This is a genomic window from Buttiauxella sp. AC142 (genome assembly GCF_979253435.1).
This window is the reverse complement of sequence record NZ_CEEDCH010000001.1, coordinates 3,250,462-3,277,283: the sequence shown is the minus strand read 5'-3', so window position 1 is coordinate 3,277,283 and position 26,822 is coordinate 3,250,462. Positions and strand designations below refer to the sequence as shown.

Sequence of the window (26,822 nt, the reverse complement as noted above, 5' to 3'; positions counted from 1 at the left end):
GTTCACTCACCCGAATTACTTACTCAAGTAAGCTCATCGGGATTCGTTCGCTTGCCGCCTTCCTGCAACTCGAAATCCATAGGGGATTCACAATATTTATTTTCGATTAAACGCCCAACACCTTCTTCGCCTTCGCCACCACATTCTCGGTGGTAAAACCAAAGAATGGGAACAACTTATCGGCAGGGGCTGATTCACCGTACGTTGTCATGCCGACAATCGCCCCTTTCAAACCCACATATTTGTACCAGTAATCCGCAATACCGGCTTCTACGGCGACACGTGCAGCCACATCAGAAGGCAGTACGGACTCGCGATATGCTTCATCCTGAGCATCAAATATGTCCGTTGAAGGTAGCGAAACGACGCGCACTTTGTGGCCTTCGGCGGTAAGTTTATCCGCAGCAAGCGTCGTGATCTCCATCTCCGAGCCGGTAGCAATCAGAATGACATCTGGTGCGCCGTCGCTATCTTTCAGGATATAACCGCCACGGCTAATCGCTTTGACTTGCTCCGGCGTACGATCCATTTGTGCGAGGTTCTGGCGCGAAAGAATCAGTGCCGTAGGGCCATTGTGACGCTCGATAGCCGTCTTCCACGCAACCGCAGCTTCCACCTGATCGCACGGGCGCCAGGTACTGAAATTCGGCGTCATACGCAGGCTGGCAAGTTGTTCTACCGCCTGGTGTGTTGGGCCGTCTTCGCCCAGTCCAATCGAGTCGTGGGTATAGACCATGATCTGCCGTGCTTTCATCAGAGCTGCCATACGCGCCGCGTTGCGGGCGTATTCCACAAACATCAGGAACGTTGCGGTGTAGGGCACGAATCCGCCATGGTGTGCAATCCCATTCGCGATAGCGGTCATGCCGAATTCGCGTACACCGTAGTGAATGTAATTCCCGGCGAGATCCTCTTTAATGGATTTGGACTCTTTCCAGATGGTCAGGTTGCTGGGCGCTAAATCTGCCGAGCCGCCGAGCAATTCCGGTAGGCCTGGGCCATACGCATTCAGCGCGTTTTGCGAGGCTTTACGGGTCGCTATTTTTTCTGGATTAGCCTGCAATTTTTCAATGAAGTTTTGTGTGGTTTCCTGCCAGTTCTCTGGCATTTCACCGTGCATCCGGCGGTTAAACTCAGACGCTAAATCAGGATGAGCTTTGGCATAGGCCGCAAATTTATCGTTCCATGCGGCTTCTGCTTTCTCGCCTTTTTCTTTGGCGTCCCAGGCTTGATAAATCTCTTTCGGGATTTCAAACGCCGGATAATTCCAACCCAATTGTTTACGCGCGAGCGCGACTTCCTGTTCGCCGAGTGCCGCGCCATGCGCCTCTTCTTTACCGGCTTTATTCGGTGAGCCAAAACCGATAATCGTGCGGCAGATAATGAGCGACGGCTTGTCTTTCACGCTCTGCGCTTCTTCAATCGCTTTCTTCACGGCTTGCGGATCGTGTCCGTCAATTTCATGCACCACGTGCCAGTGATAAGCCTCGAAACGTTTGGCGGTGTCGTCGGTAAACCAGCCTTTAGTTTCGCCATCAATGGAAATCCCGTTGTGATCGTAGAAACCGATGAGCTTGCCGAGGCCGAGAGTCCCCGCCAGCGAGCAAACTTCATGAGAAATGCCTTCCATCAGGCAGCCATCACCCATAAATACGTAGGTGAAGTGGTCGACGATTTCGTGGTCGGGGCGGTTGAATTGCGCCCCCAAGGTACGTTCAGCAATCGCCATCCCTACAGCGTTTGCTAAGCCCTGGCCGAGTGGCCCGGTGGTTGTTTCAACACCGGGCGTATAGCCAATTTCCGGGTGACCGGGGGTTTTGGAGTGAAGCTGACGGAAGTTTTTCAACTCTTCCATCGATAAGTCATACCCGCTCAGATGCAACAGGCTGTAGAGCAGCATCGAGGCGTGGCCGTTAGACAGAATAAAGCGGTCACGGTCAGCCCATGTGGGGTTCGTCGGGTTATGGTGCAGGAATTCATTCCATAACACTTCGGCGATATCCGCCATCCCCATCGGTGCGCCAGGGTGGCCCGAATTCGCTTTTTGTACCGCGTCCATACTCAGGGCACGAATGGCATTAGCAAGCTCTTTACGAGATGACATGTTTCACTCCGTGGTTGTCGTTCAAAGTTTGGCGGCGAGTAAATCTTCCAGTTTTCGTTGATCAATGGCGAACAGGCGAATGCCTTCTGCCAGTTTTTCTACTGCCATTGGATCCTGGTTATGTTCCCAACGGAAATCCGCTTCGCTAATCGGTTCCGGACGGCGGAAGCCCTGTGAACCGGGGACTAATTTGCGCACCACTGGTTCTTCGCTTTCCTGCAACTGTTGCAGCAGGTTAGGGGCGATAGTCAGACGGTCGCAGCCCACTAGCGCCAGAATTTGTTCGGTACGGCGGAAACTCGCGCCCATCACAATGGTGCTGTAATTGTGCTGCTTAAAGTAATCATAGATATTGCGCACCGATTTGACGCCCGGATCTTCTTCAACCACATACGGGTCCATCGGTTTGCGTGCCTGATACCAGTCGTAAATACGCCCGACGAACGGTGAAATCAGGAATACGCCCGCTTCGGCACAGGCCCGCGCCTGGGCAAAAGAGAACAGCAGCGTCAGGTTGCAGTCGATGCCTTCTTTTTGCAGCTCTTCCGCGGCACGAATACCTTCCCAGGTTGACGCAAGCTTGATAAGAACTCGTGATTTATCAATGCCAAGCTCTTCATATAGCGCAATTAAATGGCGGGCTTTGGCGATGCTTTTTTCTTTATCAAACGAGAGGCGGGCGTCCACTTCTGTTGAGACGCGTCCAGGAATGCTTTTCAGAATTTCCGCACCAAAATTGACTGCCAGTTTGTCACAGGCTTGCGCCACCTGGGCTTCTTGCGTGCCACCGCCTTTCTTTCCATAGGCAATGGCATCATCAATCAGTGATTGATAGTGCTCCAGACCCGCTGCTTTCAGTAATAGCGAGGGGTTGGTGGTCGCATCAATAGGTTGGTAATGGCGGATAGATTCGATGTCACCGCTGTCGGCAACAACGGTGGTGAATTTCTTAATACTGTCTAGCTGACTCATAACTATCTCCTTGATATACAGATTGTTACTTGAATACTCCATGTCATTCGCGACGAAAATTCATCGTTGGCATAACTAAAAAGCATAGCAGATAGGTCTGGCATTGTTGTTAATGGTAGCTAACATAGTCACTCTGATTTTCTAACATTTTTACCTGACGTTGCTGATAGTATGGCGACGTTCAAAGTTTAGAGAGCGCGCAAGCGCGATACTACTTGGCCTTACCGACCCTTTAGAGTGATAAAAAGGAACGAAGAAATGGATGAACAACTGAAGCAAAGTGCCCTCGATTTTCATGAATTTCCTACTCCCGGAAAAATTCAGGTATCCCCAACCAAACCTTTAGCCACCCAGCGTGATCTGGCTTTGGCTTACTCTCCGGGCGTGGCGGCACCTTGTCTTGAGATAGAAAAAGACCCATTAGCGGCCTATAAATACACGGCGCGTGGCAACCTGGTCGGTGTGATTTCTAACGGCACCGCGGTGCTGGGATTGGGTAATATCGGTGCGCTGGCGGGCAAGCCAGTGATGGAAGGTAAGGGCGTTCTGTTCAAGAAATTTGCCGGTATTGATGTATTCGATATCGAAGTCGATGAAATGGACCCGGACAAACTGATTGAGGTGATTGCTGCACTCGAGCCAACGTTTGGCGGCATTAATCTGGAAGATATCAAAGCGCCAGAGTGCTTCTATATCGAGAAAAAACTGCGCGAACGCATGAACATACCTGTGTTCCACGACGATCAGCACGGCACTGCAATTATCTGTACCGCGGCGGTGCTCAACGGCCTGCGTGTGGTCGAGAAGAATATCTCTGATGTGCGGTTGGTGGTTTCTGGCGCGGGTGCGTCTGCCATTGCCTGTATGAATCTGTTGGTGCAGTTGGGTATTCAAAAACACAACATTGTGGTTTGCGACTCGAAAGGCGTTATCTACAAAGGCCGTGAAGAAAACATGGCAGAAACCAAAGCGGCTTACGCGGTGGAAGATAACGGCAAACGCACGCTTGATGAAGTGATTGAAGGCGCGGATATTTTCCTCGGCTGTTCTGGCCCGAAAGCAATGAGCCAGGAAATGGTCAAGAAAATGGCACGTGCGCCACTGATTCTGGCGCTGGCAAACCCGGAGCCGGAAATCCTGCCGCCGCTGGCAAAAGAAGTGCGTCCGGACGCGATTATTTGTACCGGCCGTTCTGACTTCCCAAACCAGGTCAACAACGTGCTGTGCTTCCCGTTCATCTTCCGTGGCGCGCTGGATGTCGGTGCAACGGCGATTAATGAAGAGATGAAACTGGCGGCCGTTCACGCCATTGCAGAGCTGGCTCACGCCGAGCAAAGCGACGTGGTGGCTTCTGCTTACGGTGAAGAGGAGCTGACTTTCGGCCCTGATTACCTGATTCCAAAACCGTTCGACCCGCGTCTTATTGTGCAAATTGCACCGGCTGTGGCGAAAGCGGCAATGGACACCGGTGTGGCAACGCGCCCGATTCAGGATTTCGATGCTTATCGCGAAAAACTGACCGAGTTCGTCTACAAAACCAACTTGTTCATGAAGCCGATTTTCTCCCAGGCGCGTAAAGATCCGAAACGCGTGGTGCTGACTGAAGGTGAAGAAGCGCGTGTGCTGCATGCGACTCAGGAACTGATTACGTTAGGGCTGGCGAAACCGATTCTGATTGGCCGCCCGGCGGTTATTGAAATGCGCCTGAAGAAACTTGGGCTGCAAATGCAGGCTGGGCGCGATTTCGAAATCGTGAACAACGAATCCGACCCACGCTTCAAAGAGTACTGGAACGAGTACTACAACATCATGAAACGCCGTGGTATCACACAAGAGCAGGCGCAACGTGCGGTGATCAGCAACACGACGGTTATCGGCGCAATTATGGTTCATCGCGGTGAAGCGGATGCCATGATTTGCGGCACTATTGGTGAGTATCACGAGCATTTCTCCGTGGTGGAAAAACTGTTCGGCTACCGTGAAGGCGTGAAAGCCGCCGGGGCGATGAACGCACTGTTGCTGCCAAGTGGTAACACCTTTATTGCAGATACCTATGTGAATGACGATCCATCGCCGGAGGAGCTGACTGAAATCACGTTGTTGGCGGCGGAAACGGTGCGTCGTTTTGGTATTGAGCCAAAAGTCGCGCTGCTTTCACATTCCAACTACGGTTCTTCCGATTCAAAAGCCGCCTGCAAAATGCGTGCGACGCTTGAAATGGTGCGTGCGCGTGCGCCTGAGTTGGAAATCGACGGTGAAATGCACGGTGACGCCGCGCTGGTGGAAAGCATCCGTAACGATCGTATGCCAGACAGCCCGCTGAAAGGTTCGGCAAATATTCTGATCATGCCAAACGTCGAAGCGGCGCGTATCAGCTACAACTTGCTGCGTGTTTCCAGTTCTGAAGGGGTTACTGTTGGGCCAGTATTGATGGGCGTGGCGAAACCGGTGCATGTATTAACACCGATTGCGTCTGTTCGTCGTATTGTGAATATGGTAGCGCTGGCGGTGGTTGAGGCGCAGACGGTTCCGCTTTAAGTATCGGACGCCCTCATCCCGGCCTTCTCCCCCAGGAGAAGGGGAGAATCGGACCACTCCCTCTCCCTCAGGGAGAGGGTTGGGGTGAGGGTTGTTTTAAACCCAATCTTTAACCGGCAAGAAATCACGATACAAGGCAGCCTCCGGGCTGCCTTCTTCTGGCTGATAGTTATATTCAAAACGTACCAGCGGCGGCATCGACATTAAAATCGACTCGGTACGCCCGCCCGTCTGTAAACCAAACAGCGTTCCGCGATCCCACACCAGATTAAATTCCACATAACGGCCACGGCGATAAAGCTGGAAATCACGCTCGCGCTCGCCCCACGGCAACGCTTTACGGCGTTCTACAATCGGCAGATACGCATCCAGATAACCGTTGCCCACCGCCTGCATAAAGCTGAAGCAATGGTCGAAATCTGGCGTATTGAGGTCATCGAAGAACAAGCCGCCAATGCCGCGCTGTTCATTGCGATGCTTAATAAAGAAGTAATCGTCACACCATTTTTTGTAACGAGGGAACACGTCGTCACCAAACGGCTGGCACAAGTCATACGCCGTTTTATGCCAGTGAATCGCATCTTCTTCAAAACCGTAAAACGGCGTTAAATCAAAACCGCCGCCAAACCACCACACCGGATCACAGCCCGGCTTTTCCGCAATGAAAAAACGCACGTTAGCGTGGCTGGTGGGAATGTACGGATTGAGCGGATGCACGACTAACGACACGCCCATCGCTTCAAAACTACGACCGGCGAGTTCCGGGCGATGAGCGGTGGCGGATGCTGGCATGGCATCGCCATGAACGTGGGAGAAGTTAACGCCCGCTTGCTCAAAGATATTCCCACCGCGCAACACCCGACTGCGCCCGCCGCCACCGCCTTCGCGTTGCCAGGTGTCTTCTTCAAACGTGGCACCGTCAACCTGGCTTAGTTGCTGGCAAATGGTGTCCTGCAATTGCAGCAGGAATTGTTTTACGGCGTGAATGTCGGGTGAGTTCATAGGGTTCAACGTTTTTTGCTGTGAGCTTTCTGGTTATCAAACCAATGGAAGTAACTAATGATGCCTGATGCAATGGCGCTGGCAATTTTCTGACGGAACGCCGGGGTGCCTAACAACTTTTCTTCACCGGGATTGGTGATAAAAGAAGTCTCCACCAGTACAGACGGAATGGACGGTGATTTCAATACCACGAATGCCGCCTGTTCGGTGTTACGACTATGCAGCTTATGCACCGGCTTGATTTGCTTGAGGATATGCGAGCCAAGCGTCAGGCTATTTTTAATGGTATCGGTTTGTACCAGGTCGAACAGCACCTGCTGGAGATACTGATCTTTGTGTTTTACCTTGCTGCCCGCCACATCATCGGCGGCGTTTTCTTTGTCAGAAAGGTATTTTGCCATCGCGCTACTGGCTCCGCGATTGGAAAGGGCAAACACCGACGCACCGGCAGCCGATGGGTTTGTAAAACCATCGGCATGAATCGACATAAACAAATCGGCACCGTGTTTATGGGCGATTTCTACGCGATCGTACAGCGGGATGAATTCATCGCTGGTGCGTGTGAGTTTGGCCTCTATCCCATTGCTTTTAAGAATGTTTCTTACATTTTTTGCAATGGCCAGAACGACATGCTTTTCTTTGGAACCATTGTGCCCAATCGCGCCGGTATCAATCCCGCCGTGGCCTGGGTCAAGCATCACTACTCTGCGGGCACCCGATTTTTTGGTCGGTTTACTGTGATTAGTGGTGGTTTTAAGGGGTTTAGTCTCGGAGCTGGCCAAAGCCTTGTTTACGCCCGTTAACGTTAAGGCAGCCAAACCAGTAAGCAGTAACTGGCGGCGGGTGGTCAGGTGCGTCAGTGATTTAATTTTGCTCATGCGGCTAATATTTTTATCTTAAAAATTTCTGATAGGCATTTATAGCGTATCGCTAAACGGTAAACGACAAGCATTTTCCTGAAATGATTATCTTTTCATTTCAATAAATGAATGAGAGGGAAGTATGCCATTTTTTACCCACTTTTGCGGCAGATATTGGCTAAACGCCAAGTTAACGCCATAATCAGGTTTTTAGACTTTCAGGTGGCTAATACCATGGAAATACGTGTTTTTCGCCAGGATGATTTCGAAGAAGTCATTACGCTTTGGGAACGTTGCGACTTACTGCGTCCGTGGAACGATCCTGAAATGGATATTGAACGCAAACTCAATCATGACGCCGATCTGTTTTTAGTGGCCGAAGTGGGCGGTGAGGTTGTTGGCTCATTAATGGGCGGCTACGACGGACACCGCGGCTCTGCTTATTATCTCGGTGTGCATCCAGAATATCGGGGGCGCGGTATCGCCAATGCGCTGTTAAGCCGCCTTGAGAAAAAGCTTATCGCCCGCGGTTGCCCAAAAATTCATATCATGGTGCGCGAAGAAAACGACCTGGTGATTGGCATGTATGAGCGCCTTGAATACGAGCAGCAGGATGTGGTTTTACTCGGCAAACGTTTGATTGAAGATCAAGAATATTAATGCCTTATCTATATCCACCTTCGGATTACGATACACACGGTAATCTGAAAACACCCTTTTTGTTTTGGTGCATCCTCCTGTTGCAGGCGCGAACCTGGTTTGTGTTAGTGCTGGCGGCGGCGTCCCGTCAACAGGGCGATGCCATTCTCGGTGTGTTCTACCCCGACCGCGACAATTTTTGGTATGGGCTTTTGCCCGGTGTTCCTGCGGCCCTGGCCTTCATGATTAGCGGTCGTCGCCATTTGTATCCGCGATTATGGTCAGCCTGGCGTTGGGTGTTAATCGCCGCGCAGGCGGGCGTTTTGGCCTGGCAACTTTGGTTGTTATGGCAGGGGGAAGAACTCACGCCGGTGACGTTAGCGCTGCTGATTGCCGATATTTTTGCCCTGTGGTGGTTGTGTACCAGCCGCCGATTACGCGATTACTTCACCCTTAGCCGTGAATAACCTGGCACTTTTGGGAAAGTTTGCACTCCAAAGCGCGTACCCATGCTTAATAAAGGAATTTCTGATGAAAACTCTGCGCCTGATGCTAGTAGGGCTGCCACTGCTTCTGAGCGGTTGTTCGACGCTGTCTTCTGTCAACTGGTCTGCGGCAAATCCCTGGAACTGGTTTGGTTCATCGCTTGAAGTAAGCGAGCAAGGAGTGGGTGAGTTAAATGCCAGCACGCCGATGGATGAAAAGGCCGTCAGCAGTGCCTTGAATGACAATTATCGTCTGCGCAGCGGTATGAAAACCGATAACGGCGAGATTGTCCGTTTCTATGAAGCGATGGACGATAAAACCGTGATGGTTATCGTCAACGGCGAGAAGGGCACAGTAAGCCGCGTCGAAGTGCTAGACACCGCAATTGAAACAGCAAGTGGCGTGAAAATCGGTACGCAATTTAGCGACCTGTACGACAAAGCATTTGGCGCGTGTGTCAAAGGGACTGGAGATGATAGCGAAAGTGTTGAGTGTAAGGCTAAAGACAGCCAGCATATCAGCTACATTTTTAGCGGCGAATGGCATGGCGGGCAGGAGTTGATGCCGTCTGACGATACGCTCAAAACCTGGAAGATCAGTAAAATTATCTGGCGTCGATAAAAATAGCCGTTGGCTTGCGCCTTCTCAAGAAGGCGCTGCCGGAATTGGGTATCATAAGGGAATAACGCCACGTAGAGTGGCGTGTGTTTTTTAGGAGGATTCATGTCTCGTGTTCAATCTGGCATTCTGCCAGAACATTGTCGCGCCGCCGTTTGGCTGGAAGCGAGCATTCAGGGCGATTTCGATACCATTCGCCAGGGCTGTAAAACCTTTAATCAATCGCTCAGTGCGCTTCAGGATAAATTCCCGGATGCTAATTTAGGCGCGGTGGTGGCGTTTGGTCACGACTTATGGCGCGATTTAAGCGGTGGCGTGGGTGCAGCCGAGCTGAAAAACTTTGCTCCGATGGGCAAAGGCCTGGCTCCAGCGACTCAGCATGATGTGATGATCCACATTCTTTCTCTGCGCCATGATGTGAATTTCACTCTGGCGCAAGCGGCGCTGGCTGCATTTGGCGACGCGCTGAAAATTGAAGAAGAAATCCACGGTTTCCGCTGGGTTGAAGAACGCGACCTGAGTGGTTTCGTTGATGGCACTGAAAACCCGCAGGGCGAAGAGACTCGCCGTGAAGTGGCTGTGATTAACGACGGTGTGGATGCGGGCGGCAGCTACGTGTTTGTGCAGCGTTGGGAACATAATCTCAACCAGCTAAACCGCATGAGTGTTCACGATCAGGAAATGATTATTGGCCGTACTAAAGAGGCCAATGAAGAGATTGACGGTGACGAGCGTCCGGAAACGTCCCACTTAACCCGTGTCGATTTGAAAGAAAACGGCAAAGGGTTGAAGATTGTGCGCCAGAGTCTGCCGTACGGTACGGCCAGCGGCCCGCATGGCCTGTACTTCATCGCCTATTGCGCGCGTTTGCATAACATCGAACAGCAATTGCTGAGCATGTTTGGCGAAACCGACGGTAAGCGTGACGGGATGCTGCGTTTCACTAAGCCTGTGACCGGTGGTTATTACTTCGCGCCTTCTTTAGATAACTTGTTGAACCTGTAGAATAAAATGGTGGATGGCGCTTCGCTTATCCACCCTACAAGTGCGTATCAAGCTTAGGTCGGGCTAGCGTTAGTGACGCCCGACAAATCCCTGCTAAAAACCTTATATCCCTTTCTTATTGCAAATCACCAAACGATATATAAAACCGTTACAGCTTTGACACTCGTTATAAATACACTGGTAACCATAAAGTTCGGCGGTTATCACATTTATAAGGGTGCCAAATGGTCAATACGTCAGTCAAAAAAGTCTGGAGTGCTCTGGTTGTTTCTGCGTTGCTGGCAGGTTCAGCTCACGCCACAGAACTGCTGAACAGCTCTTATGATGTGTCTCGCGAGCTGTTTGCTGCCCTGAATCCTGCTTTCCAGAAACAGTGGGCTGCGGAAAATAACGGCGACAAGCTGGTGATTAAACAATCTCATGCCGGGTCATCAAAACAGGCACTGGCGATTCTGCAAGGTTTAAAAGCTGACGTTGTAACTTATAACCAGGTTTCGGATGTGCAGATTCTGCACGACAAAGGCAACCTTATCCCTGCTGACTGGCAGACCCGTTTACCCAACAACAGTTCGCCGTTTTATTCCACCATGGCGTTCCTGGTGCGCAAAGGTAATCCGAAAAATATCCACGACTGGAGCGATTTGGTTCGCCCGGATGTGAAACTGATTTTCCCGAATCCGAAAACTTCTGGTAACGCGCGCTACACCTATTTAGGTGCGTGGGGGGCGGCGAACAAAGCTGACGGTGGCGATAAAGCCAAAACCGAACAGTACATGACGCAGTTCCTGAAAAACGTTGAAGTGTTCGATACCGGTGGCCGTGGTGCAACGACGACATTTGTTGAGCGTAACCTCGGCGACGTGCTGATTAGTTTTGAGTCCGAAGTGAACAACATTCGTAACCAGTACGCCAAAGACGGCTACGAAGTCGTGGTGCCAAAGGTCAACATTCTTGCTGAATTCCCGGTGGCCTGGGTGGATAAAAACGTTAAAGCCAACGGCACCGAAAAAGCCGCGAAAGAATACCTGAACTTCCTGTACAGCCCGGCGGCGCAAACCATCATCACTGACTATTACTACCGCGTGAATAACCCGGAAGTAATGGCGAAGCTGAAAGATAAATTCCCGCAGACCGACCTGTTCCGCGTGGAAGATGAATTTGGCGGCTGGCCGGAAGCGATGAAAACCCACTTTGCCAGTGGCGGTGAGTTCGATAAGTTGCTCGGCAAGGGGCGTGAGTAATGTTTGCTGTTGCTTCTAAACGGGTGCTGCCGGGCTTTACCTTAAGCCTCGGCACCAGTTTGCTGTTCGTCTGTTTGATTTTACTGCTGCCACTCAGTGCGCTGGTGATGCAGCTTTCTGAGATGACGCTGGCTCAGTATTGGGAAGTGATTACTAACCCGCAGGTGGTGGCAGCTTATAAAGTCACGCTGCTGTCGGCGGGGGTTGCATCAATCTTTAACGGCGCGTTTGGCATGTTAATGGCGTGGATTTTAACGCGTTATCAATTTCCGGGCCGCAGCCTGCTCGATGCTTTGATGGACTTGCCGTTTGCTCTGCCAACGGCTGTTGCAGGTTTAACGCTGGCGGGGTTGTTTTCCGTTAACGGTTGGTATGGCGAGTGGTTGGCACAGTTTGGCATCAAAGTGACTTACACCTGGTTGGGTATTGCTGTGGCAATGGCATTTACCAGTATTCCGTTTGTGGTACGCACCATTCAGCCTGTGCTTGAAGAACTCGGGCCAGAATACGAAGAAGCTGCAGAAACTCTGGGCGCGACGCGCTGGCAGAGCTTCCGCCGCGTGATTTTACCGGAGCTTTCTCCGGCGTTAATGGCAGGCGTTGCGTTGTCATTCACCCGCAGTCTGGGGGAATTCGGTGCGGTGATTTTCATCGCCGGGAACATCGCCTGGAAAACCGAAGTCACCTCGCTGATGATTTTCGTGCGTTTGCAGGAGTTTGACTACCCGGCAGCCAGCGCAATTGCTTCGGTCATTCTCGCCGCGTCATTGCTGTTGTTGTTCACCATTAACACGTTGCAAAGCCGCTTTGGTCGGCGCGTGGTAGGTCACTGATGACGGACGTAACTGAATTGAAAAGCTATCGCCGTACCGGTTTTAACTGGGGAAAATGGGCGCTGATTGGTATCGGCGTGCTGATTTCGTTTTTGCTGCTGGTGGTGCCGGTCGCCTCAATTTTTGCGCAGGCATTCTCGAAAGGTTTGATGCCTGCGCTGAACAATATTGTCGACCCGGATATGCTGCACGCAATCTGGCTCACCGTCATGATTGCGCTGATTACCGTGCCGGTAAACCTGGTGTTCGGTATTTTGCTGGCCTGGCTGGTGACACGCTTTGATTTCCCTGGCCGCCAGTTGTTACTCACGCTGCTGGATATTCCATTTGCGGTTTCGCCAGTGGTTGCCGGCCTGGTTTACCTGTTGTTTTACGGTTCTAACGGCCCGCTGGCAGGCTTTATGGACGAACATAATATTCAGATTATGTTCGCCTGGCCGGGCATGGTGCTGGTGACAATTTTCGTCACCTGCCCGTTTGTGGTTCGCGAACTGGTGCCGGTGATGTTAAGCCAGGGCAGCCAGGAAGACGAAGCGGCAATTTTGCTGGGCGCGTCAGGATGGCAGATGTTCCGCCGCGTCACATTACCAAATATCCGTTGGGCGCTGCTTTACGGCGTGGTGTTAACCAACGCCCGCGCCATTGGCGAGTTTGGTGCGGTGTCGGTGGTATCGGGTTCTATTCGCGGCGAGACATTCTCGCTGCCGTTACAGATTGAATTGCTACAGCAGGATTACAACACTGTCGGTTCGTTTACCGCGGCGGCGTTGTTGACCCTGATGGCAATCGTTACGTTGTTCTTAAAGAGTGCGGTGCAGTGGCGTTTGAATAGCCAGGAAAAACGCCTGCAACAGGAGGGGAATCATGAGCATTGATATTACCAATATTAAGAAATCTTTTGGTCGCACCCAGGTGCTGAATGATATCTCGCTGGATATCCCTTCTGGTCAAATGGTGGCGTTGTTGGGGCCGTCAGGATCCGGCAAAACCACGCTGCTGCGTATTATTGCAGGGCTTGAGCACCAGAACAGCGGGCGTATTAGTTTCCATGGCACCGATGTCAGTCGAATTCATGCGCGTGAACGTAAAGTAGGGTTTGTATTCCAGCATTACGCGCTGTTCCGCCATATGACGGTGTTCGATAACATCGCTTTTGGTCTGACGGTGCTACCTCGCCGTGAACGCCCGTCGTCTGCGGTTATCAAACAAAAAGTCACCCGTTTGCTGGAGATGGTGCAGCTTTCCCATCTGGCGGATCGCTTCCCCGCACAACTTTCTGGCGGGCAGAAACAGCGTGTCGCGCTGGCCCGTGCGTTAGCCGTTGAGCCGCAGATTCTGCTGCTCGATGAGCCATTTGGCGCGCTGGATGCGCAAGTGCGTAAAGAGCTACGCCGGTGGCTGCGCCAGTTACATGAAGAATTGAAGTTCACCAGCGTGTTTGTTACGCACGACCAGGAAGAAGCGATGGAAGTCGCGGATCGCGTGGTGGTGATGAGCCAGGGGAATATCGAGCAGGTTGATACGCCGGAAGCCGTGTGGCGTGAACCGGCGACTCGCTTCGTGCTGGAGTTCCTTGGCGAAGTGAACCGTATGAAAGGCATTGTGCGTGGCAGCCAGTTCCATGTTGGCGCACACCGCTGGCCGCTGGGCTTTACGCCGGCACATCAGGGGCCGGTCGATCTGTTCCTTCGCCCGTGGGAAGTGGACGTCAGTCGCCGTACCAACCTTGATTCGCCGCTGCCGGTGCAGGTGCTGGAAATCAGCCCACGCGGGCATTATATGCAGCTGGTGGTACAGCCGCTGGGTTGGTATGACGAACCATTAACGGTTGTGCTGCGTGAAGATCACGTTCCTGTGCGGGGTGAGCGTCTGTTTGTCGGCCTGCAACATGCGCGCCTGTATGATGGGAAGAACAGAATTCACAGTACTTATAATGGCCAGGTAGACCTCGCGCAATCCGCCTGATAAGTTTACTGAACAACACGACACGCAAAGGCGGCCCACGTGGCCGCTTTTCTTATTTTTTGGACAGGCAAGTGAATACCTTAGAAAGCACGATTGGCAATACGCCTCTGGTTAAATTACAGCGCACCGGCCTTGATAACGGCAGTGAAATTTGGGTAAAGCTTGAGGGGAATAACCCCGCAGGCTCGGTAAAAGATAGAGCAGCACTTTCTATGATTGTGCGTGCAGAAGCTCGCGGTGAAATCTCCCCAGGAGATACGCTCATTGAAGCGACCAGCGGCAATACTGGCATTGCACTGGCTATGATTGCTGCGCTCAAAGGCTATCGCATGAAGCTGTTAATGCCTGACAACATGAGTATGGAACGCAAAGCGGCGATGCAGGCTTATGGCGCAGAACTGATTCTGGTGACCAAAGAGCAGGGCATGGAAGGCGCTCGTGAACTGGCACGTTTGATGGATGAACGAGGTGAGGGCAAAGTTCTCGATCAGTTCAACAACCCTGATAATCCGTATGCGCACTACAGCACTACCGGGCCGGAGATCTGGCGGCAAACCCAGGGACGAATCACGCACTTCGTCTCAAGTATGGGAACGACCGGAACAGTCACCGGTGTCAGCCAGTTTATGCGTGAGCAAGACAAACCCGTCAAAATTGTTGGGTTACAACCAGAAGATGGCAGCAGTATCCCAGGGATTCGTCGTTGGCCAGAAGAGTGGTTGCCGAAGATTTTCAACCCTAATCTGGTTGATGAAGTGATTGATATGTCACAAGTTGAAGCTGAGAGAACCATGCGCAAACTTGCGCGTGAAGAGGGGATTTTCTGCGGTGTGAGTTCTGGCGGTGCGGTGGCAGGTGCATTACGTGTCGCTCAAGCCAACCCCGGTGCTGTAGTGGTGGCGATTATCTGCGATCGCGGCGATCGTTATTTATCAACTGGCGTATTTGGCGAAGAGAGTTACTCGCAAGGCTCTGGAATCTGAGATTTTAAATACAAACAAAAACGGCACCACAAGGGTGCCGTTTTCTATTGTGCGGACAACTTACTTCTTGATGCGGATGACTGGGGTTTCGCCCACGGTCACGCTACCAGTCAGTTTGATCAGCTCTTTGATTTCGTCCATGTTGGAGATAACAACCGGAGTCAGGGTAGACTTCGCTTTCTCTTCCAGCAGGGCCAAATCGAACTCGATTACTACGTCGCCTTTCTTAACACGCTGGCCTTCTTCTGCGATGCGTTTGAAGCCTTCGCCTTTCAGTTCAACAGTGTCGATACCGAAGTGGACGAACAGTTCAATGCCGCTATCGGATTCGATAGAGAAAGCATGGTTAGTTTCGAAGATTTTACCGATGGTGCCGTCAACCGGAGCAACCATTTTGTTGCCAGTCGGTTTAATTGCAATGCCATCACCAACGATCTTCTCGGCGAAAACCACATCTGGAACATCTTCAATATTGACGATTTCGCCAGAAAGTGGGGCAACAATCTCAATGGTTCCGGTGTCTTTTTTATCATCAGAAACCAGAGATTTCAGTTTATCAAACAAACCCATGATCTTCTCCTAAGCAGTAAATTGGGCCGCATCCGGTGGATTAGCAGATTGTTTTTTCTTCAATGAACTTGTTAACCAGCGTCATTAACTCGTCCGTTGTCGGTTGAGCAAGAGCTTGCTCTGCTAACACCTTCGCATCTTCGAAGTTCGTGTTACGAATAATCTTCTTAATGCGCGGGATAGAAATGGCACTCATACTAAATTCGTCCAGACCCATACCCAGCAACAGAAGTGTAGCACGTTCGTCGCCTGCAAGCTCACCACACATACCGGTCCATTTACCTTCTGCATGAGAAGCATCAATAACTTGCTTAATCAGAGTCAGTACAGACGGTGACATTGGCTGGTAAAGATGCGAAATCATATCATTACCACGGTCAACTGCCAGGGTGTACTGCGTCAGATCATTGGTACCGATACTGAAGAAGTCGACTTCTTTAGCCAGGTGGCGAGCAATCGTGGCCGCAGCCGGAGTCTCAACCATCACGCCAACTTCGATAGTTTCGTCAAACGCTTTGCCTTCTTCACGCAGCTGCGCCTTCATGATTTCAATTTCTGCTTTCAGTGCACGCACTTCTTCAACAGAGATGATCATTGGGAACATAATGCGTAATTTACCGAAAGCAGAAGCACGCAGAATAGCGCGTACTTGAGCGTGCAGGATCTCTTTACGATCCATCGCGATACGGATTGCACGCCAGCCCAGGAACGGGTTTTCTTCTTTCGGGAAGTTCATGTACGGCAGCTCTTTATCGCCACCGATATCCATGGTACGTACGATAACAGCTTGTGAGCCACAGGCTTCAGCAACAGCTTTGTACGCCGCGAACTGCTCATCTTCGGTTGGCAGAGAATCACGGTCCATGAACAAGAATTCTGTACGGTACAGACCTACACCTTCTGCACCATTGCGCTCTGCACCGTCGATATCACGAACAGTACCGATGTTTGCGCAGACTTCTACCTGATGACCATCGAGAGTGATTGCTGGCAGGTCTTTCAGTTTCGCCAGTTCAGCTTTCTCAGAAGCAACCTGTTGCTGTACAGCACGCAGGGCTTCGATCTCGTCGTTGGTTGGGTTAACGTAAACTTTATTGTTAACAGCATCGAGGATCAGGTAATCGCCGTTCTTCACCTGGCTGGTAACACTACCCGTACCAACGATCGCTGGCAGCTCAAGAGAACGCGCCATGATTGATGTGTGGGAGGTGCGGCCGCCGATATCAGTGATGAAACCCAGCACCTTTTGCAGGTTGAGCTGTGCGGTTTCTGACGGAGTCAAATCTTTAGCGACCAGGATAACTTCATCCTGAATAGCGCTCAGGTCGATAATTGCCAGACCCAGAATATTTTGCAGCAGACGTTTACCGATGTCGCGTACGTCAGCCGCACGTTCTTTCAGGTATTCATCGTCTAATTCTTCCAGCGCAATGGCCTGGCCTTCGATAATTTCGTGAGCCGCTGCATCAGCAGTCACTAACTTATCTTTGATAAGGGCTATGATTTCCTGCTCAAGCTCTTCGTCTTCCAGCAACATAATGTGGCCTTCGAAGATAGCTTCCTTTTCTTCACCGAAGGTCTCGCCAGCTTTAATTTTGATCGCTTCTAATTGCGATGACGCTTTGGCGCGACCGCTTAAAAAACGTTCAACTTCCTGCGCAACTTTGTCGGCAGAAATTTTCTTCCGGTCGATGACAATTTCATCTTCCTTCAGCAAAAGTGCCTTGCCGAAAGCGATACCCGGGGATGCTAAAATGCCTGAAATCATAACCCTACCTTACTTGTGACTGATATTTACGAAGAACCCAGAACTTACTCGAGTTCAGCCATCAGTTTTACCAGATGCTCAACTGCTTTCTGATCGTCTTCGCCTTCAGCGGAGATGGTCACTACTGTACCTTGAGTCAGGCCCAGAGTTTGCAGTTTGAACAGGCTTTTCGCGCTAGCGCTTTTGCCGTTGGAGGTCACAGTGATCTCAGAAGTGAAGCCTTTAGCTTCTTTAACAAACTGAGCAGCAGGGCGGGTATGCAGACCGTTTGGAGCGGTGATGGTAACTTCTTGCTGGAACATTGTATTTCCCCAACTTATAGGTTTAGTGTTGTGGAACTAAAGTCTAGCCTGGTGGCAAAACTTTAGCCTGTATAGTTAGCGTCGACGTCACACTGTACGCGACACAGGATGCTTTCGGGAACCGCGAAATGTGCTCTGGCGTTCACCATGCGCTTAGCGGCTCGCTCGTCATTAATCATTATGCCGTGAAATGTGATTTTGCACCAAATCGTTAAATCGATTCAGCAGATATAGCTCACATTCCGATTAATTTCGCGCATCAAAATAATTTGCTGGATAGATACCAGACCTGACAGGGCGACGCAATGCCAGGGTAGCCAAAAGTTTGACGAACCCCACAAAAAAGCACCCTTTAGGGTGCTTTTTTACACATTTTTACCTGACTGGCATCACTGTTGCAGCTCTTTTTCAGTGAAAAGATCGGCGAACAGGGCAGTACTCAGATAACGCTCCCCGGAGGAAGGCAGTATAACCACAATATTTTTGTTGGTAAATGCTTCATCTTCCTGAAGTTTTAACGCTGCAGCTACCGCTGCACCCGATGAAATCCCAGCAAGAATACCTTCTTCTTCCATCAAACGGCGTGCAGTAGAGATGGCTTCGTCGTTGGTGATGGCGATAACTCTGTCGATAAGCTTAAGATCGAGGTTGCCAGGAATGAAGCCTGCACCGATACCCTGGATTTTATGCGGGCCTGGTTTGAGTTCTTCACCTGCCAGCGCCTGAGCAATAACTGGAGAATCTGTTGGCTCAACGGCCACGCTGATGAGGTCCGTTTTGCCTTTGGTGTTTTTGATATAACGGCTAACGCCAGTTAGCGTGCCGCCAGTGCCGACACCAGCAATGAATACGTCCACTTCGCCATCGGTATCTTCCCAGATTTCTGGGCCGGTGGTTTTCTCGTGAATTTCTGGGTTAGCTGGGTTGCTAAATTGTTGCAGTAGCAGGAATTTTTCTGGGTCGCTGGCAACGATTTCTTCCGCTTTCTGAATCGCTCCTTTCATACCTTTCGCGCCTTCTGTCAGTACCAGGTTGGCACCCAGTGCTTTCAGCAGTTTGCGGCGTTCAATACTCATGGTTTCAGGCATGGTCAATGTCAGTTTGTAGCCACGCGCTGCGGCAACATATGCCAGCGCAATACCGGTATTGCCGCTGGTTGGTTCGACTAACTCGACGCCAGGCTTGAGTACACCGCGTTTCTCGGCATCCCAAATCATATTGGCCCCGATACGGCATTTAACGCTAAAGCTCGGGTTACGGGACTCGACCTTCGCCAGGATGCGCCCATTACCGATGCGGTTCAGTCGAACCAGCGGCGTATGACCGATAGTCAGAGAGTTGTCTTCATAGATCTTGCTCATAACCCGTCCTTAACTGTATGAAATTTGGGAAACCTCATCAGCATACCTGCTTAGAAGTTATGCGGAAGTAAAGAAATCGCATATCTATATGTAGAAGGGAAATAAGCAGAAGCCAGAAGGAATAAGGAGCAGCATAAGCCGCTCCTGATAGATTACTTCCACATGGCATGTTTGGAGCGGTAACAATCAACCCACATCGCAGTAGCGCCGCAGACGGCAACTGGCATGATGACCAGGTTCAGGAAGGGAATCAGCGTAAACAGACTGACCAGCGAGCCAAACTGCATATTGATCACTTTTTTCTCGCGAAGTGAGATGCGCATTTCTTTGAAAGGCACTTTATGGTTATCGAACGGATAGTCGCAATACTGAATTGCCAGCATCCAGGCGCTGAACAAGAACCACAAAACAGGTGCAACGGTTTGGCCAATACCCGGAATGAAATAAAGCACCAGCAGCAGCAGTGCGCGTGGCAGATACCAGGCAAGCTTTTGCCACTCGCGCTTCATGATGCGCGGAATATCTTTCATGATGCCAACCAGGCCAGTATCCGGCGGAGTCGCACCCGTCAGGCGTGCTTCAAGTTGTTCGGCCAGCAATCCATTAAATGGGGCGGCAATCCAGTTGGCTAGGGTTGAAAACAAATAACCAAACACCAGCAAGATAGAAATTACCGCCAGTGGCCAAATGAGATAGCTCAACCACTGTAACCAGTCTGGCACGTAGGAAAGAAGAGTGGGAACCCAGACACCCAGGCGAGTAAACAACCACCAAAATGCGCCACCCATCAATAAAATATTGACCAACAATGGCAAGAGTACGAAGCGCCTGATTCCAGGCTGATGTACCAGCTTCCAGCCTTGCGAAAAGTAATAAACGCCACTACGTGGCCCGGCTCCTGAAGGTGAAACCATATCTGAACGAACTCCTTTTTGGTCATTACAATGACGTGCAGAGTTATCATAACTGACTGCCAGGAGAAAAACTTATTAGGAAATGGTCGAAAAAACAGCAAAAAATCGATTTCAGTACATCTTTATGCTGAGAAAACCGTGCGCGCACTTGCACTTGAGCAGATGGGCAAATACTCTTAGTAAGTAAATGTTTGCCGCGGTGGCAAGGTGTTAGAACAACAGAGAATATAATGATGCAGGATTTGCGTCTGATATTAATCATTGTTGGCGCGATCGCCATAATAGCCTTACTGGTTCACGGTCTGTGGACGAGTCGTAAAGAGCGTTCATCCGTTTTTCGTGATCGTCCAATGAAGCGCATGAAGTCTAAGCGTGACGAACACGAGTCGGATGACGACGAGGCTGACGATGAGCAAGATGATGGAGTAGGTGAGGTGCGTGTGCGTCGGGTTAACCCTGCGCCGGAAACAGCGAATCGCGAGACAGAAATGCCTCGTCAGCCGCAAGCGCCTCAACATCAGTACGAGCCGCCTTACGCTTCTGCTGAGCCGCGTCAGAGTGCACCTGTGCGTCAACCTGAACCGGTAGCACCGCGTCAGGAAGCGCCTGTTGCGCCAGTACATCAGCCAGCTGTTCATCAACCCGTACAGCAGCCTGTTCAACAGCCGATTGCACAGCAACCGCAGCCAGTGGCTCCGCAAGCGCCCGTGCAACAGCCAATTGTTCAGCATGCTGAACCTGCGCCAGAGCCTGTGGTTGCACAACCTGCTCCGGCTCCTGAAGCGCCAGCTCGTCTTAAAGAGACGGTGATTGTACTGAACGTTTCGGCGCACGCTGGCAGCATGATTAACGGCGATGTGCTGTTAAACAGTATTCAGCAAGCGGGCTTTATCTTTGGCGAAATGAACATTTTCCATCGTCATCTCAGTCCTGATGGCAGCGGTCCGGTTCTCTTTAGCCTCGCGAACATGGTTAAGCCAGGTTCATTTGACCCAGAAAGCATGACGAATTTTGCAACGCCTGGCGTGACAATCTTCATGCAGGTCCCGTCTTATGGTGACCCGACGCAAAACTTTAAGTTGATGCTCCAGTCAGCTCAGCATATTGCTGATGAAGTCGGTGGTGTGGTGCTTGATGACCAACGTCGTATGATGACGCCGCAGAAAATGCGTGAGTATCAGGACCGTATTCGCGAAGTGGTTGAAGCTAACGCGAGCCACTAGAATTCATCCTGAACATGTTTTCCCCTAAACCCCCGCATGTCGGGGGTTTTTTATATTGATGGTGCGATATGGACACAATCGAACAACAAATTACTCAACTGCGAACCACGCTTCGCCATCATGAATACCTCTATCATGTGCTTGATAACCCAGAAATCCCGGATGCGGAATACGACCGCCTGATGGGTGAGTTGCGAGCCCTGGAAGAAGCGCATCCAGATTTAATAACCCCTGACTCACCTACTCAGCGTGTTGGGGCGGCACCGCTAAGCGAATTCACTCAGATTCGCCATGAAGTTCCGATGCTGTCGCTTGATAACGTGTTTGATGAGGCGAGCTACCTCGCATTTAATAAACGGATTCAGGACCGTTTAAAGAGCACCGAAGCGGTGACTTTTTGCTGTGAGTTAAAGTTAGATGGCCTCGCGGTAAGCCTGCTATATGAAGATGGTGTGCTGATTAGCGCCGCGACGCGCGGTGACGGTACGACCGGCGAAAATATTACCGCTAATGTGCGTACTATTCGCGCCATTCCTCTGAAATTACGCGGTGAGAACATCCCTCGCCGCCTCGAAGTGCGCGGTGAAGTTTTCCTGCCGCAAGCAGGCTTTGAGAAGATCAACGAAGAAGCTCGTCGCACCGGGGGAAAATTTTTGCTAACCCGCGCAATGCAGCGGCGGGATCCTTGCGCCAGCTTGATCCGCGAATTACCGCCAAACGTCCGTTAACTTTCTTCTGTTATGGCGTTGGCGTGCTCGAGGGTGGCGAATTACCCGCCAGCCATCACGGGCGTTTACAGCAGTTCAAAGAATGGGGATTGCCAGTCAGCGATCGCATTCGTCTTTGCAACACAGCAGAAGAAGTCCTGACGTTTTATCATCAGGTTGAGGCAGAGCGCTCGACTTTAGGTTTTGATATCGACGGTGTGGTTATCAAAGTGGACTCACTTGCTCTGCAAGAGACACTGGGTTTTGTTGCTCGTGCGCCGCGCTGGGCGGTGGCATTTAAATTCCCCGCCCAGGAACAAATGACCTTTGTTCGTGACGTCGAATTCCAGGTGGGACGCACAGGCGCCATTACGCCCGTTGCGCGACTGGAACCTGTGCAGGTTGCAGGTGTACTGGTTAGCAACGCCACTTTGCATAACGCTGATGAAATCGAGCGTCTGGGGTTAAGAATCGGCGATCGCGTGGTGATTCGTCGCGCTGGGGATGTAATCCCGCAGGTTGTCGGCGTGGTGGAGTCTGAGCGACCGGAAAACACGACGGAAATTGTCTTCCCGGCACATTGCCCGGTTTGCGGCTCGGATGTTGAACGAGTCGAAGGCGAAGCCGTCGCGCGTTGTACCGGCGGTTTGATTTGCGGTGCGCAGCGAAAAGAAGCGCTTAAGCACTTTGTCTCTCGTCGTGCGCTGGATGTTGATGGCATGGGCGACAAGATAATCGATCAACTCGTTGAAAAAGAATACGTTCATACCGCCGCAGATCTTTTCAAACTGACCGCTGGAAAACTGACTGGCCTGGATCGTATGGGGCCAAAGTCGGCGCAAAACGTTGTCGATGCGCTTGCGAAGTCGAAAGAAACGACTTTCGCCCGTTTCCTGTATGCGTTAGGTATTCGTGAAGTTGGCGAAGCGACAGCAGCGGGCTTAGCCACTTATTTTGGCACGCTTGATGCGCTGACAGCGGCTTCTATAGAAGAACTGCAAAAAGTACCTGATGTCGGCATCGTGGTTGCAACGCACGTGTTCAACTTTTTCGCCGAAGAAAGTAATCGCGAAGTTATCCGCCAATTGACCGAAGAAGCAGGCGTTCACTGGCCAGCTCCCGTCGTGATTAACGCAGAAGAAATCGACAGCCCGTTTGCCGGCAAAACCGTGGTTCTGACGGGCTCCTTAAGCATTATGTCCCGTGATGATGCCAAAGCTCGTTTAATTGAGTTGGGTGCTAAAGTTGCTGGTAGCGTGTCGAAGAAAACTGACCTGGTGATTGCCGGTGAAGCTGCTGGTTCGAAGCTCGTCAAGGCGCAAGAGCTGGGTATTGAAGTTATCGATGAAGCGGAAATGATTCGCTTATTAGGTGCGTGAGATGGATAAAGAGCAGCTTATCGAGATTGCCAATACCGTCATGCCGTTTGGCAAGTATAAAGGTCGCGTGCTGATTGATGTGCCAGAAGAGTATTTACTGTGGTTTGCTCGCAAAGACGAGTTTCCGCAGGGGCATCTGGGCGAGCTGATGCGGCTGACATTGCTGATTAAGACCGAAGGATTGGAGGGGCTGGTGAAGCCCCTCAAAAGATAATTACGATTTACTATGCGTTTTCAGTGGCAGCTTTGGCTGCCACTTTTGTTTCTTGCAGATAACGACGAGCGAGCACCGCACATATCATTAACTGTAACTGATGGAAGATCATTAGCGGCAGCACCATCATTCCCACGCTTGCAACCGGGAATAGAATATTCGCCATTGGAATACCATTCGCAAGGCTCTTTTTCGAGCCACAGAACACAATCGTAATCTCATCCGCTTTGCTAAAGCCCAGACGTCTGGCGACAAACATATTGACGCTGATAATAATCGCCAGCAATACCAGGCTCACGACCACAATAAACAGCAGCGAGCCAATACCCACTTTGTGCCAGATCCCATGTCTTACGGCTTCGCTAAATGCCGTGTAGATCACCAGCAGTATTGAAGTTTGATCGGTTTTACCAATCCACTTTTTGTGGCGCGCAACCCAATCACCAATCAACGGACGTGACAGATGTCCCGCCACGAATGGCACCAGTAACTGCAACATGATGCTGCCAACTTGCTGCAAACTGCCGCTCGCGCCATGAACATGCATGACCATGCCAACCAACAGTGGTGACAGGAAAATACCGAGTAGGCTGGACGCAGAAGCCGCACACACTGCCGCCGCAACGTTGCCCCCGGCAAGGGAGGTAAATGCGATGGCCGATTGCACCGTGGCGGGCAAAATACACAGATATAAAAAGCCGGTATAAATTTCAGGGCTGACATTAACCGGTGCCCACCACGCAAACAACACGCCCAGGACGGGGAACAACACAAACGTGCTACACATCACCCACAGGTGCAAACGCCAGTGGCTACTGCCTGCAATTATCGCTTCACGGGAAAGCTTTGCGCCGTGCATAAAGAACAGTAACGCGATGGCAGCCGTCGTCAGTCCTTCAAAAAAACCAACATAACTCCCTTGGGCAGGGAAGAAAGACGCCAGTAATACAGTGACAATCAATGTCAGTGTGAATGGATCGAGTACGCGAAAGAGTTTCATCATCATTCCTCAAACTTTTGATAAGGCATTGTGCTTTTATTGTTTTTAGAAATAAAATTGATTTATTGAATACATTAATGAATTTATTAAATGAATTATTCACTACGTCAGTTAAAAGTCTTTGTCGCGGTCGCTCATGCCGGAAGTTTTAGCCGGGCAGGGGAGCAAATTGGCCTGAGCCAGTCAGCAGTTAGCCACAGCGTGAAAGAGCTTGAGAGCGAAATTGGCGTGAAGCTTTTGGATCGCACCACGCGAGAAGTGGTGTTGACCCAAGCTGGTCAGCAACTGGCAGCACGTCTCGAACGCCTCCTGGAAGAATTAACCAGCACCTTACTGGATACGCGCAGTGTAGGGCATCAGTTAAGCGGAACGGTGCGTGTTGCTGCAAGCCAGACGATTTCTGCTCATTTAATGCCGCAATCTATTGCCGCTGCGGCACTGGAATTTCCCGCGATTCGATTTGTGCTTCACGATCGCCCTCAGCAATGGGTGTTGCAAAGCATTTATCAGGGGGAAGTGGATTTTGGCATGGTCATCGACCCGATTCAGGCCAACGATCTGGATTGTGAGGCGGTGCTTTCAGAGCCGTTTTTACTGCTGTGCCGCAATGACCATCCATTAGCAGCTCAGGAGCAGGTTCCCTGGCAGGCGCTGCAAGGTGCAAATCTGGTACTACAGGATTACGCGTCGGGAAGCCGTCCGCTGATTGATGATGCGCTGTTACGTCAGGGTATTGAGACCAATATTGTTCAACAAATAGGCCACCCAGCAACGCTTTTCCCGATGGTGGAAGCGGGAATTGGCATCAGCGTACTTCCCGCGCTGGCATTGCCTCTTCCGCAGGGGCGCCCGCTGGTTGTCAGGCCACTTATTCCGGTCGTGGACAGGCAGTTAATGCTGGTGCGACGTAAAAATCGTTCCCTGTCACGAGCGGCGGAAGCCATCTGGCAGGTGGTTCGCCAACAGGCGCAGCAGTTAACCGCGGCCCGGTCAGGCGACCCACTTTTTAACCACGATTAGATATAGATATCAATCTGATGATCTTCAGACGGTTTATTCACGCCTTCCACTCTGGACTGCTGCTGTTCCTGCTTTTGTTGAGCTTGTTCTACTTGTTGGCGCTGTAGCTGCGCAAGCTGTGCCTGGAGCATTTTAATTTGCGCCTGAATTAACTCTTGCTGCTTTTGTTTTTCTTCGGTTGTCCCGCTGCCGTTAGCAATATCTTTCGCTTGTTGTGTCAGCTTGGTGATTTGCTGCGTGATGCGGGTGATTTGCGACGCCAAATCGTTGCCGCCTGAGCTTTTGGAAGCTGTGCTGCTTGTTTGTGGAGAAGGTGTTGATGTGTTGATTGTGCTACTCATAATAATTCCTTAAAGGATTGATTAGAGCAGTTATCGGCTTGATGTGGATAAATCTTGAGTGGAAAGAGTGGTTAAATTGCGCATAGCAAAAAGGCGCCTTTAGGGCGCCTTTCTACATTGGTGGGGCGTGCAGGATTCGAACCTGCGACCAATTGATTAAAAGTCAACTGCTCTACCAACTGAGCTAACGCCCCGAATGGTGGGTGATGACGGGCTCGAACCGCCGACCCCCTCCGTGTAAAGGAGGTGCTCTACCAACTGAGCTAATCACCCAAACTTCGGTACTACGATTGCAAGAGTAGATAATGGTGGGTGATGACGGGCTCGAACCGCCGACCCCCTCCGTGTAAAGGAGGTGCTCTACCAACTGAGCTAATCACCCAAATCTTATCTCTTACTGTACTTCTTAACGACTACACACTGCGGTATCACTCACTAATGAATGGTGGGTGATGACGGGCTCGAACCGCCGACCCCCTCCGTGTAAAGGAGGTGCTCTACCAACTGAGCTAATCACCCCCGCTGTGTGGAGTCGCATTATAGGGAGAGTTGAAAATGAGTCAACGCCTTTTCTAAAGATTTCGTTCGTTCGTCGTAAAAATAATCAACGCGATCGATAAATATCCATGGGTGATTGATTTGTCACCAGAATATGCGGATTGCTGACAGATAAAGGTATCGACATTGAGGAATCAGCGCACAGTGGTAGAATGTTGCCCACTCTTTATTTTCTGGCATTTGCCGGTTTTCCGGCATTTTTGCGTAATTAAGGCCGTT

24 protein-coding genes, 4 tRNA genes and 1 pseudogene are annotated in these 26,822 nt (G+C 51.0%); 14 read left to right on the top strand and 15 right to left on the bottom strand.

Going from position 1 to position 26,822, the window contains the following annotated elements:
• Positions 1–106: 106 nt before the first annotated feature.
• Together tkt and tal are read right to left on the bottom strand one after the other, a co-directional pair.
• Entirely contained in the window at positions 107–2,104 is a 1,998-nt protein-coding gene (gene tkt / locus AC0IWZ_RS15310) for a transketolase (protein WP_471678986.1), read from the bottom strand.
• A 21-nt stretch (positions 2,105–2,125) separates the two neighbouring features.
• Positions 2,126–3,076 (bottom strand): transaldolase, encoded by a 951-nt coding sequence (gene tal / locus AC0IWZ_RS15305; protein ID WP_034497519.1) that lies wholly within the window; start codon positions 3,074–3,076, stop codon positions 2,126–2,128.
• A 258-nt stretch (positions 3,077–3,334) separates the two neighbouring features.
• On the opposite strand from tal, the gene maeB reads away from it, so the two are divergent.
• On the top strand, positions 3,335–5,614 hold the full coding sequence (gene maeB / locus AC0IWZ_RS15300) for an NADP-dependent oxaloacetate-decarboxylating malate dehydrogenase (RefSeq protein WP_034497516.1): 2,280 nt from the start codon (positions 3,335–3,337) through the stop codon (positions 5,612–5,614).
• Between the two features lie 96 nt (positions 5,615–5,710).
• On the opposite strand, the gene hemF is transcribed toward maeB, so the two are convergent.
• Together hemF and amiA are read right to left on the bottom strand one after the other, a co-directional pair.
• Positions 5,711–6,616, bottom strand: coding sequence for an oxygen-dependent coproporphyrinogen oxidase (gene hemF, locus AC0IWZ_RS15295; protein WP_471678987.1), 906 nt, complete (start codon positions 6,614–6,616; stop codon positions 5,711–5,713).
• A 5-nt stretch (positions 6,617–6,621) separates the two neighbouring features.
• The gene (gene amiA, locus AC0IWZ_RS15290; protein WP_115627652.1) at positions 6,622–7,494 is read right to left on the bottom strand and encodes an N-acetylmuramoyl-L-alanine amidase AmiA; all 873 of its coding nucleotides are present in this window, start codon (positions 7,492–7,494) and stop codon (positions 6,622–6,624) included.
• A gap of 216 nt (positions 7,495–7,710) precedes the next feature.
• On the opposite strand from amiA, the gene AC0IWZ_RS15285 reads away from it, so the two are divergent.
• The 9 genes from AC0IWZ_RS15285 (at position 7,711) to cysM (ending at position 15,246) form a co-directional block, all read left to right on the top strand.
• On the top strand, positions 7,711–8,136 hold the full coding sequence (locus AC0IWZ_RS15285; protein WP_034497507.1) for a GNAT family acetyltransferase: 426 nt from the start codon (positions 7,711–7,713) through the stop codon (positions 8,134–8,136).
• The gene (locus tag AC0IWZ_RS15280) at positions 8,136–8,582 is read left to right on the top strand and encodes a DUF2919 domain-containing protein (RefSeq protein ID WP_172893511.1); all 447 of its coding nucleotides are present in this window, start codon (positions 8,136–8,138) and stop codon (positions 8,580–8,582) included. The genes AC0IWZ_RS15285 and AC0IWZ_RS15280 overlap by 1 nt, the downstream gene beginning before the upstream one ends.
• Positions 8,583–8,646: 64 nt before the next feature.
• Positions 8,647–9,222, top strand: coding sequence for an RpoE-regulated lipoprotein (locus AC0IWZ_RS15275; protein WP_034497502.1), 576 nt, complete (start codon positions 8,647–8,649; stop codon positions 9,220–9,222).
• A 102-nt stretch (positions 9,223–9,324) separates the two neighbouring features.
• Positions 9,325–10,224 carry a Dyp-type peroxidase gene (locus AC0IWZ_RS15270; protein WP_471678988.1) on the top strand — a complete coding sequence of 300 codons (900 nt, stop codon included), beginning with the start codon at positions 9,325–9,327 and terminating at the stop codon, positions 10,222–10,224.
• Between the two features lie 224 nt (positions 10,225–10,448).
• Entirely contained in the window at positions 10,449–11,465 is a 1,017-nt protein-coding gene (locus AC0IWZ_RS15265; protein ID WP_115627657.1) for a sulfate ABC transporter substrate-binding protein, read from the top strand.
• The gene (gene cysT, locus AC0IWZ_RS15260; RefSeq protein WP_034497495.1) at positions 11,465–12,298 is read left to right on the top strand and encodes a sulfate/thiosulfate ABC transporter permease CysT; all 834 of its coding nucleotides are present in this window, start codon (positions 11,465–11,467) and stop codon (positions 12,296–12,298) included. Before AC0IWZ_RS15265 ends, cysT begins: the two co-directional genes overlap by 1 nt.
• The gene (gene cysW, locus AC0IWZ_RS15255; RefSeq protein ID WP_034497493.1) at positions 12,298–13,173 is read left to right on the top strand and encodes a sulfate/thiosulfate ABC transporter permease CysW; all 876 of its coding nucleotides are present in this window, start codon (positions 12,298–12,300) and stop codon (positions 13,171–13,173) included. Before cysT ends, cysW begins: the two co-directional genes overlap by 1 nt.
• Positions 13,163–14,263, top strand: a complete 1,101-nt coding sequence (cysA, locus tag AC0IWZ_RS15250) for a sulfate/thiosulfate ABC transporter ATP-binding protein CysA (protein ID WP_410373453.1) — start codon at positions 13,163–13,165, stop codon at positions 14,261–14,263. Before cysW ends, cysA begins: the two co-directional genes overlap by 11 nt.
• Before the next feature lie 71 nt (positions 14,264–14,334).
• Positions 14,335–15,246, top strand: coding sequence for a cysteine synthase CysM (gene cysM, locus AC0IWZ_RS15245; protein WP_410373452.1), 912 nt, complete (start codon positions 14,335–14,337; stop codon positions 15,244–15,246).
• 60 nt (positions 15,247–15,306) lie between these two features.
• Here cysM and crr read toward each other — a convergent pair whose 3' ends face one another.
• The 5 genes from crr to cysZ form a co-directional block, all read right to left on the bottom strand.
• Complete coding sequence (crr, locus tag AC0IWZ_RS15240; RefSeq protein WP_034459029.1) at positions 15,307–15,816, bottom strand: PTS glucose transporter subunit IIA; 510 nt, start codon at positions 15,814–15,816, stop codon at positions 15,307–15,309.
• A gap of 40 nt (positions 15,817–15,856) precedes the next feature.
• Positions 15,857–17,584: a phosphoenolpyruvate-protein phosphotransferase PtsI gene (gene ptsI, locus AC0IWZ_RS15235; RefSeq protein WP_034497487.1), complete on the bottom strand. Its 1,728-nt coding sequence runs from the start codon at positions 17,582–17,584 to the stop codon at positions 15,857–15,859.
• 44 nt (positions 17,585–17,628) lie between these two features.
• Positions 17,629–17,886 carry a phosphocarrier protein Hpr gene (ptsH, locus tag AC0IWZ_RS15230; protein WP_034459025.1) on the bottom strand — a complete coding sequence of 86 codons (258 nt, stop codon included), beginning with the start codon at positions 17,884–17,886 and terminating at the stop codon, positions 17,629–17,631.
• Between the two features lie 389 nt (positions 17,887–18,275).
• Complete coding sequence (cysK, locus tag AC0IWZ_RS15225) at positions 18,276–19,247, bottom strand: cysteine synthase A (RefSeq protein ID WP_034497484.1); 972 nt, start codon at positions 19,245–19,247, stop codon at positions 18,276–18,278.
• 152 nt (positions 19,248–19,399) lie between these two features.
• Positions 19,400–20,161, bottom strand: coding sequence for a sulfate transporter CysZ (gene cysZ, locus AC0IWZ_RS15220; RefSeq protein ID WP_471678989.1), 762 nt, complete (start codon positions 20,159–20,161; stop codon positions 19,400–19,402).
• 230 nt (positions 20,162–20,391) lie between these two features.
• On the opposite strand from cysZ, the gene zipA reads away from it, so the two are divergent.
• From zipA to AC0IWZ_RS15205, 3 genes and pseudogenes are all read left to right on the top strand, one after another.
• Entirely contained in the window at positions 20,392–21,384 is a 993-nt protein-coding gene (gene zipA / locus AC0IWZ_RS15215; protein ID WP_410373451.1) for a cell division protein ZipA, read from the top strand.
• Between the two features lie 68 nt (positions 21,385–21,452).
• Positions 21,453–23,470, top strand: a pseudogene (ligA, locus tag AC0IWZ_RS15210) (NAD-dependent DNA ligase LigA).
• A gap of 1 nt (position 23,471) precedes the next feature.
• On the top strand, positions 23,472–23,684 hold the full coding sequence (locus tag AC0IWZ_RS15205) for a DUF3820 family protein (protein WP_034497476.1): 213 nt from the start codon (positions 23,472–23,474) through the stop codon (positions 23,682–23,684).
• Between the two features lie 10 nt (positions 23,685–23,694).
• Here AC0IWZ_RS15205 and AC0IWZ_RS15200 read toward each other — a convergent pair whose 3' ends face one another.
• The gene (locus AC0IWZ_RS15200; RefSeq protein WP_471678991.1) at positions 23,695–24,684 is read right to left on the bottom strand and encodes a bile acid:sodium symporter family protein; all 990 of its coding nucleotides are present in this window, start codon (positions 24,682–24,684) and stop codon (positions 23,695–23,697) included.
• A 90-nt stretch (positions 24,685–24,774) separates the two neighbouring features.
• Between AC0IWZ_RS15200 and AC0IWZ_RS15195 the strand changes: the two genes are divergently transcribed.
• Positions 24,775–25,704: a LysR family transcriptional regulator gene (locus AC0IWZ_RS15195; protein ID WP_034497470.1), complete on the top strand. Its 930-nt coding sequence runs from the start codon at positions 24,775–24,777 to the stop codon at positions 25,702–25,704.
• Here the strand turns inward: AC0IWZ_RS15195 and AC0IWZ_RS15190 are convergent.
• The 5 genes from AC0IWZ_RS15190 to AC0IWZ_RS15170 all read right to left on the bottom strand — a co-directional run bounded on the left by AC0IWZ_RS15190 (position 25,701) and on the right by AC0IWZ_RS15170 (position 26,564).
• The gene (locus AC0IWZ_RS15190) at positions 25,701–26,045 is read right to left on the bottom strand and encodes a FlxA-like family protein (protein ID WP_034497467.1); all 345 of its coding nucleotides are present in this window, start codon (positions 26,043–26,045) and stop codon (positions 25,701–25,703) included. The two genes, AC0IWZ_RS15195 and AC0IWZ_RS15190, sit on opposite strands and share 4 nt — an antisense overlap.
• Positions 26,046–26,163: 118 nt before the next feature.
• Positions 26,164–26,239, bottom strand: a tRNA-Lys gene (locus AC0IWZ_RS15185).
• A 3-nt stretch (positions 26,240–26,242) separates the two neighbouring features.
• Positions 26,243–26,318, bottom strand: a tRNA-Val gene (locus AC0IWZ_RS15180).
• Positions 26,319–26,351: 33 nt separating this feature from the next.
• Positions 26,352–26,427: transfer RNA gene (locus tag AC0IWZ_RS15175), tRNA-Val, on the bottom strand.
• 61 nt (positions 26,428–26,488) lie between these two features.
• Positions 26,489–26,564 (bottom strand) — tRNA-Val (locus AC0IWZ_RS15170).
• Positions 26,565–26,822 lie beyond the last annotated feature (258 nt).